Annotated in this window: 15 protein-coding genes and 1 pseudogene; 8 read left to right on the forward strand and 8 right to left on the reverse strand. The window is 68.6% G+C overall.

Features of this window, described 5'->3' with window-relative positions:
• Positions 1-890 (forward strand): IS110 family transposase (locus ACFYOB_RS36375; RefSeq protein WP_388567878.1); only part of this gene is annotated, 890 nt, incomplete at its 5' end.
• A 59-nt stretch (positions 891-949) separates the two neighbouring features.
• On the forward strand, positions 950-1387 hold the full coding sequence (locus ACFYOB_RS36380; RefSeq protein ID WP_388567880.1) for a hypothetical protein: 438 nt from the start codon (positions 950-952) through the stop codon (positions 1385-1387).
• A 304-nt stretch (positions 1388-1691) separates the two neighbouring features.
• Here ACFYOB_RS36380 and ACFYOB_RS36385 read toward each other — a convergent pair whose 3' ends face one another.
• Positions 1692-2300: a GNAT family N-acetyltransferase gene (locus ACFYOB_RS36385; RefSeq protein WP_388567882.1), complete on the reverse strand. Its 609-nt coding sequence runs from the start codon at positions 2298-2300 to the stop codon at positions 1692-1694.
• Positions 2301-2600: 300 nt separating this feature from the next.
• Here ACFYOB_RS36385 and ACFYOB_RS36390 point away from each other — a divergent pair, with 300 nt between their 5' ends.
• Entirely contained in the window at positions 2601-3431 is an 831-nt protein-coding gene (locus ACFYOB_RS36390; protein WP_388567885.1) for a hypothetical protein, read from the forward strand.
• Between the two features lie 196 nt (positions 3432-3627).
• Here ACFYOB_RS36390 and ACFYOB_RS36395 read toward each other — a convergent pair whose 3' ends face one another.
• A complete protein-coding gene (locus ACFYOB_RS36395; RefSeq protein ID WP_388567887.1) occupies positions 3628-3792 on the reverse strand; it encodes a hypothetical protein in 165 nt (54 codons plus the stop codon).
• A gap of 433 nt (positions 3793-4225) precedes the next feature.
• Here ACFYOB_RS36395 and ACFYOB_RS36400 point away from each other — a divergent pair, with 433 nt between their 5' ends.
• Complete coding sequence (locus tag ACFYOB_RS36400; RefSeq protein WP_388568069.1) at positions 4226-4567, forward strand: VOC family protein; 342 nt, start codon at positions 4226-4228, stop codon at positions 4565-4567.
• A 142-nt stretch (positions 4568-4709) separates the two neighbouring features.
• Positions 4710-5471 (forward strand): metallophosphoesterase family protein, encoded by a 762-nt coding sequence (locus tag ACFYOB_RS36405; protein ID WP_388567889.1) that lies wholly within the window; start codon positions 4710-4712, stop codon positions 5469-5471.
• A gap of 349 nt (positions 5472-5820) precedes the next feature.
• Here the strand turns inward: ACFYOB_RS36405 and ACFYOB_RS36410 are convergent.
• Positions 5821-5962: pseudogene (locus ACFYOB_RS36410) on the reverse strand (HNH endonuclease); the annotation flags it as partial.
• Positions 5963-6179: 217 nt separating this feature from the next.
• Here ACFYOB_RS36410 and ACFYOB_RS36415 point away from each other — a divergent pair.
• Together ACFYOB_RS36415 and ACFYOB_RS36420 are read left to right on the forward strand one after the other, a co-directional pair.
• Entirely contained in the window at positions 6180-7055 is an 876-nt protein-coding gene (locus ACFYOB_RS36415; RefSeq protein ID WP_388567892.1) for a creatininase family protein, read from the forward strand.
• 296 nt (positions 7056-7351) lie between these two features.
• Positions 7352-7597, forward strand: coding sequence for a hypothetical protein (locus ACFYOB_RS36420; RefSeq protein WP_388567895.1), 246 nt, complete (start codon positions 7352-7354; stop codon positions 7595-7597).
• Between the two features lie 320 nt (positions 7598-7917).
• Here ACFYOB_RS36420 and ACFYOB_RS36425 read toward each other — a convergent pair whose 3' ends face one another.
• The 5 genes from ACFYOB_RS36425 to ACFYOB_RS36445 all read right to left on the reverse strand — a co-directional run bounded on the left by ACFYOB_RS36425 (position 7918) and on the right by ACFYOB_RS36445 (position 12722).
• On the reverse strand, positions 7918-8463 hold the full coding sequence (locus ACFYOB_RS36425; RefSeq protein ID WP_388567897.1) for a hypothetical protein: 546 nt from the start codon (positions 8461-8463) through the stop codon (positions 7918-7920).
• A gap of 118 nt (positions 8464-8581) precedes the next feature.
• Positions 8582-9871: an MFS transporter gene (locus ACFYOB_RS36430; RefSeq protein ID WP_388567900.1), complete on the reverse strand. Its 1290-nt coding sequence runs from the start codon at positions 9869-9871 to the stop codon at positions 8582-8584.
• Positions 9872-10013: 142 nt separating this feature from the next.
• Positions 10014-10526, reverse strand: a complete 513-nt coding sequence (locus ACFYOB_RS36435; protein WP_388567902.1) for a hypothetical protein — start codon at positions 10524-10526, stop codon at positions 10014-10016.
• 362 nt (positions 10527-10888) lie between these two features.
• Positions 10889-11311: a hypothetical protein gene (locus ACFYOB_RS36440; RefSeq protein WP_388567905.1), complete on the reverse strand. Its 423-nt coding sequence runs from the start codon at positions 11309-11311 to the stop codon at positions 10889-10891.
• A 133-nt stretch (positions 11312-11444) separates the two neighbouring features.
• A complete protein-coding gene (locus ACFYOB_RS36445; RefSeq protein ID WP_388567908.1) occupies positions 11445-12722 on the reverse strand; it encodes an NAD(P)/FAD-dependent oxidoreductase in 1278 nt (425 codons plus the stop codon).
• A gap of 666 nt (positions 12723-13388) precedes the next feature.
• Here ACFYOB_RS36445 and ACFYOB_RS36450 point away from each other — a divergent pair.
• Positions 13389-14468, forward strand: coding sequence for a lytic polysaccharide monooxygenase auxiliary activity family 9 protein (locus ACFYOB_RS36450; RefSeq protein ID WP_388567911.1), 1080 nt, complete (start codon positions 13389-13391; stop codon positions 14466-14468).
• The last annotated feature ends 169 nt before the right edge of the window (positions 14469-14637 follow it).

The raw sequence follows: 14637 nt of genomic DNA on the forward strand, positions 1-14637 counted from the left end.
CCCGCGACGCACACGTCATCGCCGACCAGGCCCGCATGCGCCGCGATCTGCAGCCGATCAGGCAAGGCGACGAAGCCATCATCGAGCTCCGTCTGCTCACCGGCCGCCGCGCCGATCTGGTCTGCGACCGCACCCGAGCCGTCAACCGCCTTCGCGGCCTCCTGACCGGCATCTTCCCCGCTTTCGAGCGCGCCCTCGACCTGAGCAACCACGGCCCCTTGGTCCTCCTCACCGGCTACCAGACACCAGCAGCCATCCGACGGCTCGGCGCCAACCGACTCGAACAGTGGCTCCGGAACCGGAAACTTCGCTGGTGCGGAGCCCTGGCCCGCACCGCCATGGAGGCCGCCGAGCGACAGCACACCAGCGTTGCCGGAGAGAAGACGGTCGCAGGAATGGTCGCCACGCTCGCCCGTGAAGTGATCGTGCTCAACGAGAAGATCAGCGAGATCGACCGGCAGATCGAGGTCTCCTTCCGCGCCCACAGCCAGGCCGCCATCGTTGCCAGCATGCCCGGGATCGGCAACCTGCTCGGAGCCGAGATCCTGGCCGCCATCGGTGGCGACATGGATCTCTTCGGCAGCCCTGATCGCCTGGCGACGTACGCCGGCCTGGCACCGGCTCCCAGAGACTCAGGCAAGGTCAGCGGCAACCGACACCGGCCGAAGCGATATCACCGACGTCTGCAACGGGCCCTGTTCCTGGCAGCCATGAGCAGCATCACCTGCTGCTCAGAATCACGCCGGTACTACGACCGCAAGCGAGCCGAGGACAAGAGGCACTCCCAAGCAGTCCTGGCGCTGGCCCGGCGACGAGTCAACGTCCTGTGGGCACTTATCCGAGACCAGCGGCACTACGAACTCACGCCACCAGCAACAACCACCCCATAGGGCTTCTCGCCAATCGGCCAAAGCCGACTTCTCAGGGAGGATGCCATCAGCATTGACCCATGACTGAGGAGATCCCTGTGATCACACAAGGAGTACAGGTCACAGGCCGGTGCAGTGCCTGCGGAGGCACGACGACCTGTGATGTCGGCCAGTTCTTCGACCACGGCATGCTCCGCTGGGGCACCGAAGGACGATGCGCGGACTGCCCGAATGGATGGTGCGAGGAAGACCGCGGCCCCGTCACGCCCGAGAACATTCGACAGGCTCTGCTGCAAGTGCACGGGCCAGCGCGGCTTCGCCTGTCTGGAGACGTGCCGAGCCTTGTTCCCGTGCTGCAGGCACTCCGCGATGCACGGGAACTGTCCCTGGGCGAAGCACGAGCGCAGGCAACGGAACTCGCCGAGACCGGTCTCATCGGCACGCTCGTCGAGATGGAGGCCTTGGCGGTTCACCTTCGGAGACGCGCCATCGCGGTAAGCGTCGAACCAGCGGCGTAGTCCCGTCCGAACAGCTTACGCGCGGCTTGACACCGGCATTGAGAAGTCTGGATAGGCCTGTTCACCGGCCTGAGTCCGCGCTGTTTCCCAGGGTCTCGCGAAACGCGGGCTGGCGCCCGGACTCCCACGCACTGGCGAGCTCGGCGAGCAACTTGCCGAAAGTGCGCGTGAGGCACCAGACGGGGCAGGTCGGGAACAGGCCGCACGGGCCCAGGTCAGCTTCACAACTCACCCAACCCGTGCGGCGGCCCTTCTCCTGTCACGGCCGACCGGGACGGTCCCATGTCCCGCCGAGGCCGTAGAGCTACTCGGCCTGAATGGCGTCTGCAGGGACCTCGAAGATGATCGCGATCCCGTCACGCTCGTTCCCCCGCTCGCCGACGCGCGTGAAACCGAAGCCCGCGATGGTGGCCAGGGAGGCGGTGTTGTCGGCGCTGATCGTGGCCCGCACGGTCCTGACACCGGGTTCGGCGGCGGCCCTGACGAGCAGCGCCTTCAGCGTGGCGCGGGCATAGCCCTGGCGGCGGTACCCGGGCACGACGGTGTAGCCGACCTCGACCACCCCGGCCTCGTCCGGCGGTCCGTGGAACCCTGCGTCGCCGACGACGGCCCCGTCCGGCTCGGACACCACGGCCCGCGTGATCCACGGCGCGGCAGAAGGGTTCTCGGCGAGCTGGTCAGCGCGATAGCCGAAGATATAGCGGGCCCGTTCGCAGACGAAGTGTTCGTCAAGGGCGACCCCTGCTTCGGCGCTGCCGCCGGCAAGGTCACCGTCGGCGAGCGCCCGCAGCGCCTTTGCGCTGAGCTCGACGAAGCGGACGCGTTTGGGGACGGAGAGAGGTTCGTTGTTCATCGCGGAGATGCTCGCCCAGTACCCGAGGGCTGTCCATTGCTTTACGGCGTCGGCGGACATGGTGATCGTCCTGGTCGGACCGTGACGTAAGGAGGGCCGGACGGACGCCGCGATACCTACGCCGAAACCCATCTCGCGATCGCCTCGCTCGTATCCGACCGATCCGCGCAGCGGGCCGCGGGGTCACAGCCGAGTCCGAGTTGGTGTTGTCACGCGGGGGCCTGCTTCTCAATCGACCTGGGTGGTCGCCTGATCGGACCGAGCGTACTTCGCATCGCGGGTCAGTGATAAGCGGTCGGGAGCGGCGCCCGGGGCACCCCGTGTCGACCGCCGCACGCGGGACTGACGTAGCGTTCGGGCATGAACATGCCGCCGCCGCCCCAGCAGCCCCCCGGTCCGTACGGGCCCACGCAGCCCCCGTACGGTGGACAGCAGTACCCCCCGCAGCCGTCGCACCAGCAACGGTACCCGGGGCAGCCCTACCCGCCGCAGCCGTACCCCGGTCAAGGAGCGTGGGGGCAGCCCCCGATGGGCCCGCCGCGCAAGAACCGCACCGGCATGGTGATCGGGATCGTCGCGGCTTCGCTGGTGGCGCTCGGCGCCCTCGGATTCGTGGTGAACCTGCTGAACGAGGCCGGATCCGTTGCGAGCGGAGCCGGCTTCCCCGAGGCCAAGTACCGGCTCACCGTTCCCAAGACCTTGCTGGACGGCAAGTACCAGTTGGTCCAGGACCTTTCGGACACCCAGGGCAAGGAAGCCCTGAAAGGCAGTTACGACTCGAAGATCCGCGATCCGAAGCCGGCCGTCGGCCAGTACACCTCCGACTCTCCGAAGGGGGTGAGCGCCCTGGTCATCTCCGGGATGTACGGCCAGTTCAAGGACCCCGAGGGCGCCCGCAAGAAGATGCTGGGCGGCGCGGCGGACGCAGAAGGTGCGACCCTGGCGGTCCCCGCCAGAGACATCACGCCCTCCGGTTCCGACATCACCCTGTCCTGCCAGGTACTGACCGCAAGGCAGGACGGTGTCGAGAGCACCCTGCCGATGTGCGCCTGGGCGGACGAGAACACCGGCGCCTCGGTCGCCTTCGTCACCCCGGAGACCGCGCAGCAGAGGCCCGGCTCCGTCGACCTCGCCAAGGTCGCCGAGACCACCCTCAAGGTGCGTGCCGAGTCCCGGCAACCGGTCGGCTGACGTCACGCCCTCCCGCACCGAGCCGATTACCCGAGACGCATCAGGCTCGGGAAATCGGTGCGGCGGCGGATCCCTGCGGCTGACGCTGACGGGGACCAGGCCGCTACACCGTGGCCGAAGTACTCCCGACCCCGCCCTCGGCCCGTAACCACCGGCCATGTGGGCGACGGCGACGTCCCGTCCGCGGCAGTCCAGTTCACGACATCTCATCGGGGTCGCAGCTGGCCCGGCGGAGCCCGTTCGTGCGCAGGGCCCGCGTCAGGGCTTCGGAGTCTCCCTCGCGCACGACGTGGACGGCTCCCTCGACCGCGAGGCCGGACAGGGCACGGGGCAGCCGGGCGGCTGCGGTCCGCAGCACCACCCGCTCGGAGGGTCCAGGCCACGCACCCCGTGGAACACGCGGAAGACGTCCGGGTCCGTGTCGATGCTGTCGAGCCCGGCAGGCAGGGACAGGACAGTGATGTCGGGCAGAAGGACGCTGGCGTGCGCGAGAGCGACGGCGGGATCTTGGGCATGCGATACGACCCGGAAGTGCGGGTTGCGCTGGATACCCGAGCGCGGCTCGGGGCCTGGAGACTGGAGGGCTGCGTGGGCTGCGCACATCCGGCGTGACGACCGTCGCGTGCCCGGGCGTGTCCCCGGCGTGCGAGCCAGGCGGTTCCATGTCGCGCAACATCTGTTGCAAGAGGTGCAACCTTCTCGTGGAACACCCCCTGGGGCCTGCCGTGACCGGGGGCGTTCACCGGGTGATCGGGTCGTGTCGGCCGCCGCTGGGAGGGTGCAAGGATGTGGTCATGTCGATCACTTCAGTGACCTTGCGCCGCCGCGTGGATGACCTCGAAGCGGCTGTGCCCTTCTACGAGAAGGTGACCGGGGAAAACGCCAACAGGTTTCGATTCGCGGGCCTGGAACTGGCCGCTGTCGGCCCCTTCCTGCTCTTCAGCGGGTCGGAAGAGGCAGCAGTGCGGTTCGCGGGAGTGGCTGCGACGCTGTCGGTGCCGGACCTGAACCAGGCCATATCCGACGCCGTGGCAGCCGGGGCCGCGCTGATTGCTCCTCCGCAGCCCACCCCGAACGGACACCGTGCCGTGCTGCGCCATCCGGATGGCGGCGTCTACGAGTACGTCAGCAGCTGAAGGAGGGACGCCCGCTTGCGGCAGACGGACCGCCGCCCTCCGTGACGGCGGTCCGACACCGCAACACCGCGACACAGCAACGCGGCTACGCGGGAAGCGAACAGCCCCATCTCCAGCCGGCCGGCATTCCACAGTAGTGACCATGCTGAGCCGAACAGCCGTCCTCTCTGACATACACGGAGTCCTGCCCGCTCTGGAAGCAGTGCTCGACGAGCCGGAAGTGCGCGCCGCGGACCGCATCGTGCTCACCGGCGACATCGCAGCCGGCCCACAGCCGACCCAGGTCCTGGACTTGCTGGCCGGGCTCGGAGACCGCGTCGTCTGGATCAGCGGCAACGCCGATCGCGAGCTTCTCGAATACCGCCGCGGTCAACGTGACACCATCCCGGACCCCATCGCGCCCTGGGCCGCCGAGCAGCTGCGCGGAGATCACCTCGATCTGCTCGCCTGCTTGCCGAGGTCACTCACCCTGACCCTGCGGGGCATGGGGAAGGTCTTGTTCTGCCACGCGACCCCTCGGGACGACGAGGAAGTCGTCCTCGTCGACTCCCGCCTCGACCGCTGGCAGGAAGTGTTCGGCTCCCTCGACGCCGACATCCGTACAGTCGTCCTCGGGCACACCCACATGCCGTTCGTCCGCCTCGCCCATGGCCGGCTCGTCATCAACCCCGGCAGCGTAGGCATGCCCTACGGGCGGACCGGAGCCCACTGGGCACTCCTGGGTCCGGGTGTCGAACTACGGACCACGAACTTCGACATCGAGGCCGCCATCACTCAAGTCACCCAGGACTCGTCGTATCCAGAAATCGCCGAGTGGGCCGACTACTTCCTTCGAGCCCACGCAACCGATGCAGCCGCCCTCGCGGCCTTCGGCCCTCGGGACGGACGCCTTGACACCCCGTGACGACTCCGTGATCGATGTCGACACGACTCCCCCATTGCCGGTCTTGGCACTCAGGCAGTGCACGTAGTCGCGGCGGGCCGCTGACCCGCGGTGAACGCGGCTGGCGGGACACCCAAGAAGTGGCGGAAAATGCCGTACGTGGAGTTCCGCCGTTCCGTGCCCTCAGCTGCTGTACGAGACGCCTCACCCATGCCACCAGCACGGTGAAGACGATCACGGGGCACGCCACGCGGCCCCGTTTGCTGCGGATGCCGGCGGCGCGCCGGTGCGGGCGCCGGCCGGCGTGCTGATGAGGCCTCACGATCGCGGAGTCGATTGAGATGCCAACCAAGCCCTGGGAACGCGCCACCTTCGCCCGCTTGGACTTCGCGGTGACCGCGATCAGCGAGGTCGGCGTGGCCTGGTCGTTGGCGTAGGCCTCGCAGCGCTTCGCCGTCCACGCCGAGGCCTCCGGAGTCCCAGCTCTCGGCAAGCGGGACCCGTCGGTCGACACGACCGCAGCCAGGCCGTTTCCTTCTGATCACCGCGTGGACAGATCAAGCTGCCGGCAGGCGGAGTCCGAAGATGTGGCCCACTGAGGGTATTTGTGATCTCCATACAAGGCGTAGGGGTGAATTCCGGCGTAGGTGCCGCTCGTGAGCGGCTGCGCGCCCCGGCGAAGATGATCACGACTGGCGGCCAGGCCGGTCAAAGACATCACATAGGGGGATGTACATGCAGAGCGGATACTCGGTATTTGCCGGGACGATGGCCGACCTCACATATCCGCAGGTGGAGGCCGCGGCGGCAGCGGGCGCATGCGTCCTGCTGCCCACAGGCGTAATCGAACAGCACGGCCCCCACCTGCCGTTGGGCACCGACGCCTATGGGGCCTACCAGCTGTCCCGGATGGTGAAGGATGAACTCGACCGGCGCCAGGTAGCGGCACTGATCGCCCCACCTGTGTTCTGGGGCATCAATCAGGTTTCCGGTGCGTTTGCCGGAACGTTCCGCACACGCCCCGAGACGGCGGCGGCACTGCACTTCGACATCATGGAATCGCTCGCCACGGACGGGTTCCGGCACGTCTTCGTGATCAACCATCAGGGCGACATCGCTCACAACCGGATGCTCCTCGACGTCGTGACGCGCCGACACGAGGAGGGCAGCACAGGGGTCGTCCTCATCGAGCCGGACTTCATCGCCGACCGCCTCGGCGAGGCGTCGAAGACACCGGCCCTGGCCACGTTCGCCATGCAGCCGCTGTTCGAAGGCCTGAACCTGACCGGTGAACTCGGCGTCCACGCCGAAGAGGTCGAGAGCGCGCTGATGATGCGCTGGTTCCCTGAACTCGTCGACTATGACGCCATGGCCCGGCTTCAGCCGACGGGCCTGGGCCCGGCGGACCTGGCTGAATGGCGAAAGGGAGGCGAACATGCCCGCAGGGTGACACCGCAGGGATACTTCGGCGCACCCAGCCCGCGTGACCCGTTCCTCTGGCGCTTCCACGAGCGCATGGCCCGCGCCATGGCCGATGCCGTGACCAGCTCACTCACCGCCCAAGCAGGGGCTGTGCAGGGCATTTCTGCGCAATCGCCTCGCTGACCGGATGAAGACGGCAACGAGACGCACAGCCGCAGCCCTGTCGTAGCGAGTGGCCAGCCCGCGCCACTGTTTCAGCTTCTGGAACGGTGGCGGCGGTGCGGCAGGACTGGAAGTCCTGGACAAGACGTTCGCAGCACGCGGCGCCGAAACGGCGGGCAGCTACGCCGCCTTGCGGGTCTTCCACATCGGCTGTCCGGCATTGGAGTGAAGCGCCGTTTCTCGTGGCTTTCGCGTGATGTTAGCCGGATGACGCGCCCTTTCCCCGACGCGTCATCCGGAATTCCTTAGGAGTAGTCATGCGTATGCGCTCTGCCCTGACCGCCTCTGTCCTGGCCGCGGGCATCCTGCTGGGCGGCGCGGGCGCCGCCCTGGCATACGACGGAGGCGAGAACGAATACTTCTCCGCTGGCCACACCGCCGTCGCGTCCACCTGCTCGTCGGCCGCCGCCGTCCCGGCCGCGTTCGGTCCCGTCTGGACCACGACCTGTTCGAAGGAAGCTGAGAAGGAGTGGGCGCAGACCGGTCACTCCGCCGGCCACTGACCCGCTTACGGCGGCGCAGGGGTAGTCGACGTGACCGTCGACTACCCCTGCGCCGTTTGGGTGGGCCACTGCCCGGGAGGAGGTGTTACGGGTGGTGGCCCGGGCCGCGCGTGCGACGGGAACCTCACCGTGCGGGCAGCGTCGGCAGGTTCGAGCCCGAAGCCGCGCGGACCGCGAGCAGCATCCAATGCGGGACCGCTGCGAGTGAACTGCCCTTGTTGACGCGCCCCAGAGAGCCTCCGACTCGGGACACCAGGCCGTCTCCCTCAGGCCAACTAGGTGCGCAACGCACGGGTAGACGCCCAGCACACGCCAAATCATCAAGACGCCCCGTGGGCCGACAGGAGTGCGCGGATCCGGTCGGCGGACGCGCCCTGGGAGGCACGGACGGTCAGCCAGGAGCCGTCCGCACAGACGATGTCCACGCGCCGCCGCGTCCGTCGCGGCCGTGGGGTGTCCCGCACGCCCGCGTGCGCGCAGGAGACCGCCTCCGACGCGTCCTGCCAGGCGGCCCGCACGGCGACCCTGCCGTCCGCCACGACGACCAGACAGTCGGCCTCCTCCGCGCGCATCGCATCCCTCACCCAGTACGCCGTATGCACCGCAAGGACCAGTCGCCCCGCATCACTGTCCCAGCCGCCCCGCATGCCCGGCCCGGCCCATAGCCGCATCAGGAGCCGCAAGGCCTTCCGTGCCGGCTCGAACAGCGCGGAGAACGCCGAGACGGGGTCTTCGGGCAGCGAGAGCAGGAACCGGACGAGGAAGAGCGAGACCAGGGACCCCCACCTCTCCCGACGCGACGGCGGCGGCAAGCGCCGCACACCCGGCCGCCGCCCGTACCGCGGAAGCCCCACCCCGAACTCCATGCCTCACACCCCCCACCGGAAAGCCCAGGGAACCCTGGGCCGCCACGGCGTTCTGGATCTACCGGCCCGCCGTGGCCGCGCCACTTACGCGGGCCCCCGCGACATCACCGGTTCAACCTCAGTGGTCGGCCTCCAGCAGAGGGGATTCACCTTGCCGATGTCGTGCGGACGTCTCCGTACCTGGTTTCCCGGGGCGGGTTCGCTCGGCCCATGCGGCCACCGGAGGTCCTGCCGCGCCCAGACCCGCGAAGAAAACGCCGAGGAGTAGCCATCCCGCGTGTCCGAGCGCAAGGACCGCTCCGGTCAGGATCACGGGGGCGAGGGCTTGGCCTGCGTCGAAGCCGATACCGAAGAGGCCCTGATATTGCCCTTGGGCATGGTCGGGTGCGAGGCCGAAGCCGAGCGCGTAGCCGCCCGACGACTCCCACACCTCTCCGACACTGTGGATGCACACGGCGAGGACGGCGAGCGCCGGTGCGACCCACGCGGGAACCTCAGCCGTCAACGCCATCAGCGGACAGCTGATGAGGAACAGGAGCCCGGCGAGGCGGAAGGCGCGGCCGCCCTGGCGTGGGGTTTCCACCTTGGAGCCGAGTCTGCTTTGGAGCAGCACGCAGACGCCGCTGTTGACCGCGTAGACCGCTGCCACGGTCCACCGCGGTGCGTCGGTGTGGGCGGTGAGCCAGATCGGCAGCAGCAGGGAGACGGTCTGGTACTGCAGGCCCATGGCACTGTAGAGCGCAACGAAGGACACGTACGGCCGGTCGGCCAGGACGGACCACTGACGGTGCTCCTTGGGCCGGGGCAGAGGGCGGTAGTTCGGGACGCCCAGTAACGCGATCAGTCCGGCGCAGGCGAAGCTGGCGGCGTTTGCGAGGATCAGCCCGGTGTAGGCAGGGCGGGTGTTGATCTGGATGGCGAAGGCCGCGCCCAGGGTGCCCACGACGACGCCGAGATTGACGAAGGTCCGGAGTCTGGCCCGGAAGGCGGCAGGATGTTCACCGCCGACTCTTGCGACGAGTGCACCGCCCGCTGCGCCGCCTGCCGTGGCAGCCAGCCGGTCCAGAGTGGCGACGAGCGTGAACGCGAGCCAACTGTCGATGAAGACGAAAGCCGCCATCGTGGCGGCTTGTAGGGCGAGGGTCACCAGCCAGACCCCGCGTGGCCCGTACCGGTCGGCTAGATTCCCCGCAGGTATGCCGGCCGCCAAGCCGCTGAGGCCGGCGATCGTCAGACCCGCCCCTACCTGTGTGGCGGGCAGGTGCACCACGAACGTGAAGTAGAGAATGGCAGCGGTGTTGAAGAGGCCATTGCCTACCCTGCTGACGAAACTGGCGGTGATCAGAGCTCGCTGCGGACCGGAAGCCGGCCCGCGGGGTACCCCTTGCCTTAACCCGCTCTTGATCATGTCGATCAGGCTAACAGGGCACTCACAGCGCCGGTCAGCCCGCCGCCCTGCGCATACCCTCACGCCCCCAGGGCTACCGGCCCGGCAGCCGACCGTCAGGCGAACCGGGCCGACACACCCGATCAAGTTCAGCGGACCGTGGTCACGTCCCGCCGGCCATATCGGATGGAGGCAGGGCGGTGAGGGGGTCCTCCGCGAAGTGCACGGCGTGCGTGAGCGCGCTCTCGTAGACGGGTCTGGGGAAGACGAACGGTCCAATGGCGAGGTCGCCCCAGGCCGGGCGGAAGGGCTGGTGGAAAGCGGACCAGGTGACGGTCTCAGCGGTGGCGGTGATGCGGGTGAACAGGGGCCAGCAATCCCATATGCCGCAGTGGCAGCCCAGCACTGCGGTTGCGTCCGTCGGTGCGTGCCGGAGATCCGGGGCGGCGTTGCCGAGAAAGTGGTCCACAGGTTCACGAAGGTCGGACTCCATCATTCCGGCGTATTGGTGGAACAGGAAGTCTTCCGTTCCCTCCGGTGTCCTCTCGTAAGGGCTCTTCTCTTGCAGCCACAGGGGGCGGGTGGCATCCGCGGCATGGACACGCAGGTCGGACCCGTCGACGCGGATGCCCCACAGTCGGGCGTCCGTATAAGTGAAGAACTCGATGTGCTGCATGGGAATCATCTTGTGGGACAGCTGCCGGGAGCTAGCGTCCGGGATGGACCGCGGGGCCGCCCGGAACGCCACACCTCTGTGAGGGCGAGACGCGTTCCAGGGCGGGGAACATGCCGGTCAGCGCCGAGCGCAGGGTTGATGGCCCGGGTGCGGTCCCACGAGGGTGACGACCCGCCGTCACCCTCGCCGCGTAGACCGGCCCCAACAGGGACGACACCACGACCTTGACGGAGGACATGGAGACCCCCGCGTGATCAACGCCGATACGTCTGCTCGCCCTCCCGGCGGGGCGCCGGGGGCGCTCAGGGCCGGGCCGCTCTTGCAAGGCTGCCCGGCCCCGCAGGCGTGGAGCTTGCCCGGGATCAGGACCTGGTCTCGTTGCTGCAGTACCAGTCGCCGTAGCGGCTGCCACCGCTGTAACGGGCCTCGCACACGCGCACCGGTACGTTTTCGGTGATGTCGTAGTTGCACTGGCGGATCTCGGTGCCGTTGTCGCCGATGCTGGTGGTGTCGTAACAACCCGTGCGCAGGTCCACCCAGGTGTAGCCGTCACAGCCGACGTTGGCGCAGACCCGCTGCTGGATCTTGCCGTACACCGAGTAGCCGTCGGCGGCGTGGTCGGTGATGTAGAGCCAGTCACCGTCCGGGTAGAACGTAGAAGTGCCCCAGCTCTTGCTGACACTCACGTTGAGCCCGCTCGCGGAGGCGGAACCTTCCGTCCCGGCAACCATGATCGCGCTCGCCGCCAGGGCCAGACCGACCTGCGCCAGTCGCTTCAGCTTCATGAGGGCTTTCCCTTCCAGTCAGTGTTCGGTCACCGCGAGATGACACAGCACCCGCGATCTCAATGTCAACTTGTTTGATACGAAGCCAGGTTGAGGCCTGCCGATGCCGGGTCCGCGTCGCGTAGGGAAACCCTCACAGTGGTGAGGGCGCCGACCGCTCACGACTCGCCCTGCGGTGCTTGATGTTGACCGCCGAAGCCTTGGCCAGCGCCGCGGGGTTCAAGAAACGCAGCGGACCGATCAGGCGGGATCCAAACAGATGCACGTGCCGCGCCACAGATTCATCGCGCGCTGCCGCCGAAAACATCAGCCGCTCCAAGGGATTGAACGGACGGCCCTTGGCGAAGTCGGCAGCCAGGTACTGGTGACCGCGCAGCCGGCGCCCGTGAATGCGTGCGTACGTCACGAGCGACCTGTTGAGGTCGCCCCGACCGGTTGCGGCCGAAGCGACCGCCTCTGCCAACCATTGCGCGGACTGCAGGGCCCACCCGCACCCCACTCCCCACAGGGGATCGCCGGTCAGGGCGGCGTCGCCGATGAGCGCGACGCCCGGTGCGGTCGGCTTGCGGCTGTGAAGCGGGTAGTTGACTGTGCCGGTGATCTTCGTGATGCGCTCGGCGGAATCGATGGGCGGCGCCTCGGGCAGGGCGCGGACGAATTCGAAGAAGCTGCCCTCCAGGTCTTCCCGGAAGGCGGGCAGGCGTTTCTTGTCCGGGAGCACCGCGATGACCGTCACCCCGTCGTCGTTCGGAAAGGCGTACGCCATGTCCGGCTCCAGGAACCAGGCGTGGCCGATCCCGCCGTGCAGGGGAAGGTTGCGGAAGTGTGCGAGATAGCCGAACCGCGCGTTCTCGTACAGTCGGGCAGGCACCCCGGCGAACTTCGCTACGGCCGAGTCCTTGCCATCGGCGCCGACCACCAGACGTGCCCGGATCTCGCGCTCGCCCCGTGGCGCCGACGCACGTACGCCCAAGGTTCGCCCGGCATCCCGGACCAGCCCGGTCACATGATGGCCGAGGAGCAGATCGACCCCAGGGGTCTGCGCCGCATGGGACCTGATCAGCGGGTCGAGGGTGCTGCGCCGAATGTTGTACGCGTACGGTAGCTCGGGGCCCTCCGGCGCGGCCCTCGGCTCGATCCATCCCCAGCGGGTGTACCAGCGGGCCTCGTTGCGCACGGCCCCCGCCTTCTCCAGAGCGGGGATGAGGCCGAGTTCGTCCAGCACCGGGTAGGCGTTCGCCGTGAGGGAGTGGGTGCAGAGCACCTTGTACGCTTCGGGGTCCGAGCGGCGTTCCAGCAGTGCGACGCGGACACCGCGTCGAGCGAGCAAGATCGCCGCGGCGCTGCCGGCGAGGCCGGCTCCGCTGATGACGACGTCGTAGTCGTATCCCGCGCTCTCAGGCTTGGTCATGCGCTGATCGCCCCCTTCGGGGTGTGGAGCCGTTCGTGGGTGGGAGTGCCACATTGCCACCGCTGTCAGGAACATGACCAGTGGTCAGGTGTTGTGGATCGCGTGATGTGCGATCAGGCTGCGGTGACTGCTTCCGTGCACTCGACCAGAGCGCCTTTCTCGAACCTCGCGCCACAGCGCATTCACCACCGAAGCCGGAAACCCCGTCACCGCGTGCGAGCCGGCGCCGCACTCCCGCCATGGGCCGACGAGCCTGCTGTTCCCCCGTCGCACACAGGCACTCCGTCGCGCACACGGCACTGGGCCAGGCCGTCTCAACTCCAGGTTTCGCGCCGGTACGGGTCCTGGTCGGCGCAGGCCCGAAGACATGCTGGGCCATCCAGGTGGTGGACCGATGCGCAGAAACGATCACGTGTGCGGCGCGGCCGAACGCCCTTGCCGAAACCCGCAAGGATCAACGGAGCGAGATCCCCTTCTTCGAAGGAGAAACATCGGCTGCACGCTCCCGTCCTGCCGTCCAGGCCGCCACCGGCATGGCTTTCGTCCTGGCAGGCGCGGGTCCCGCGCCGCCGAGTGGTTCTCGAACCGGGACCGGACCGGGACCGGACCGGTCCCGAGCTCCGCGACCGCCGCTGATCCCCTCCGAATTCGGATGAGAAGGACTTCATGAGCAGCAGCACCAAGGGCCAGGCCCCCTCCGGGCTCCTGGCCGACATCAAGCACCGAGCCGACGGCAGCCACCGGATGTTCGGCATCCACCTGCGGTGGCAGATCGGTGGCAACCGGCCCGACCACGGGACCTGGCCCCCGCCGGAGGACTGGAACGACGGCGACGCCCCGTACCCGCACGTCTACGAGGTGTGGATCAACGGTGAGGCACGGCAGACGGTCTTCCTCTACTGGCCGGCCTGGGACTGGTCCCCGTCCAACTCCCACTGGGTGGACCTGGGAGAGGAGCCCGACGCCGAATACCGGGTGAAGGTCCGGGCCAAGGTCGACGGCTCGTTCACCGCGTTCACCAACGAGGTCACCGTGACCCGGGACTCCGCGGTGCCCTGGTCCGCCCCCCAGAAGACCGAGGGCGCACGGGCCGGCGCCGACTCCTCTCCTCGCCACGGCACGGTGGATCAGCCGCGCAGCCGGGCCGCCGCCGCGATCAGGGACGAGGACCAGGCCCCGATCTGCGCGAAGGCCCGGGCCGAGAACACCAGCACCACCTGGCAGGAGGTGCTGCCGGGGGCCGACCGGATGCTCGCCGACTACCCCTGGAACCACGCCCTGCACTACCTGGAGTACCGCAAGTTCTTCCAGGGCAGCACCGTCGCCTCCACCGGGAACCCGGCGTTCGCAGGTCTCGACCTTGCCCCCCGTGCGGACCTCGGCGACTGGCCCACGACCCGTCTGGCCGCCGGCGCCGAAAGTCACACGTTCTCGTACGACTACATGGCGTATCACACGAACGAGACCTGGTCGCACCGCTGGTTCATCACCCGCGAAGGCTGGAACCCCAGCGGCGGACTCTCCTGGGAGGACCTGGAGCCCATTCCGTTCCTGGTCGAGGTCCAGGGGGCCCCGCGGGAGGAGGACTCCACCCATTGGGAGTTCGCCACCCTCCCGTCCCGAAGCGGGCGGGCCGCGATCGTGGACGTCTGGGGCGGTCACGGCGGCCCGGACACCCCTGACGGCGGCAACGGGCGCAAGACCGGCGAGTTCTTCCTCTCGGTGTGCGACGTGGAACTCCACTGACGCCTTCCGGTCGCGTGACCGTCGAGGGGCGCGGAGCGGGTGAGAGGCCATGAGCGGGGGGGGGGGGGGGGGGCCCCCCGCCCCCCCCCCGGGCGCCCCCCCCCGGGGGACCCCCCCACCCCGGGCGGGCCGGCGGGGGGGCGCGGGCGGGGGGTAGGATCCATCCGCG

This window comes from Streptomyces sp. NPDC006463, from assembly GCF_042870715.1.
In the GTDB taxonomy this organism is placed as follows: Bacteria; Actinomycetota; Actinomycetes; order Streptomycetales; family Streptomycetaceae; genus Streptomyces.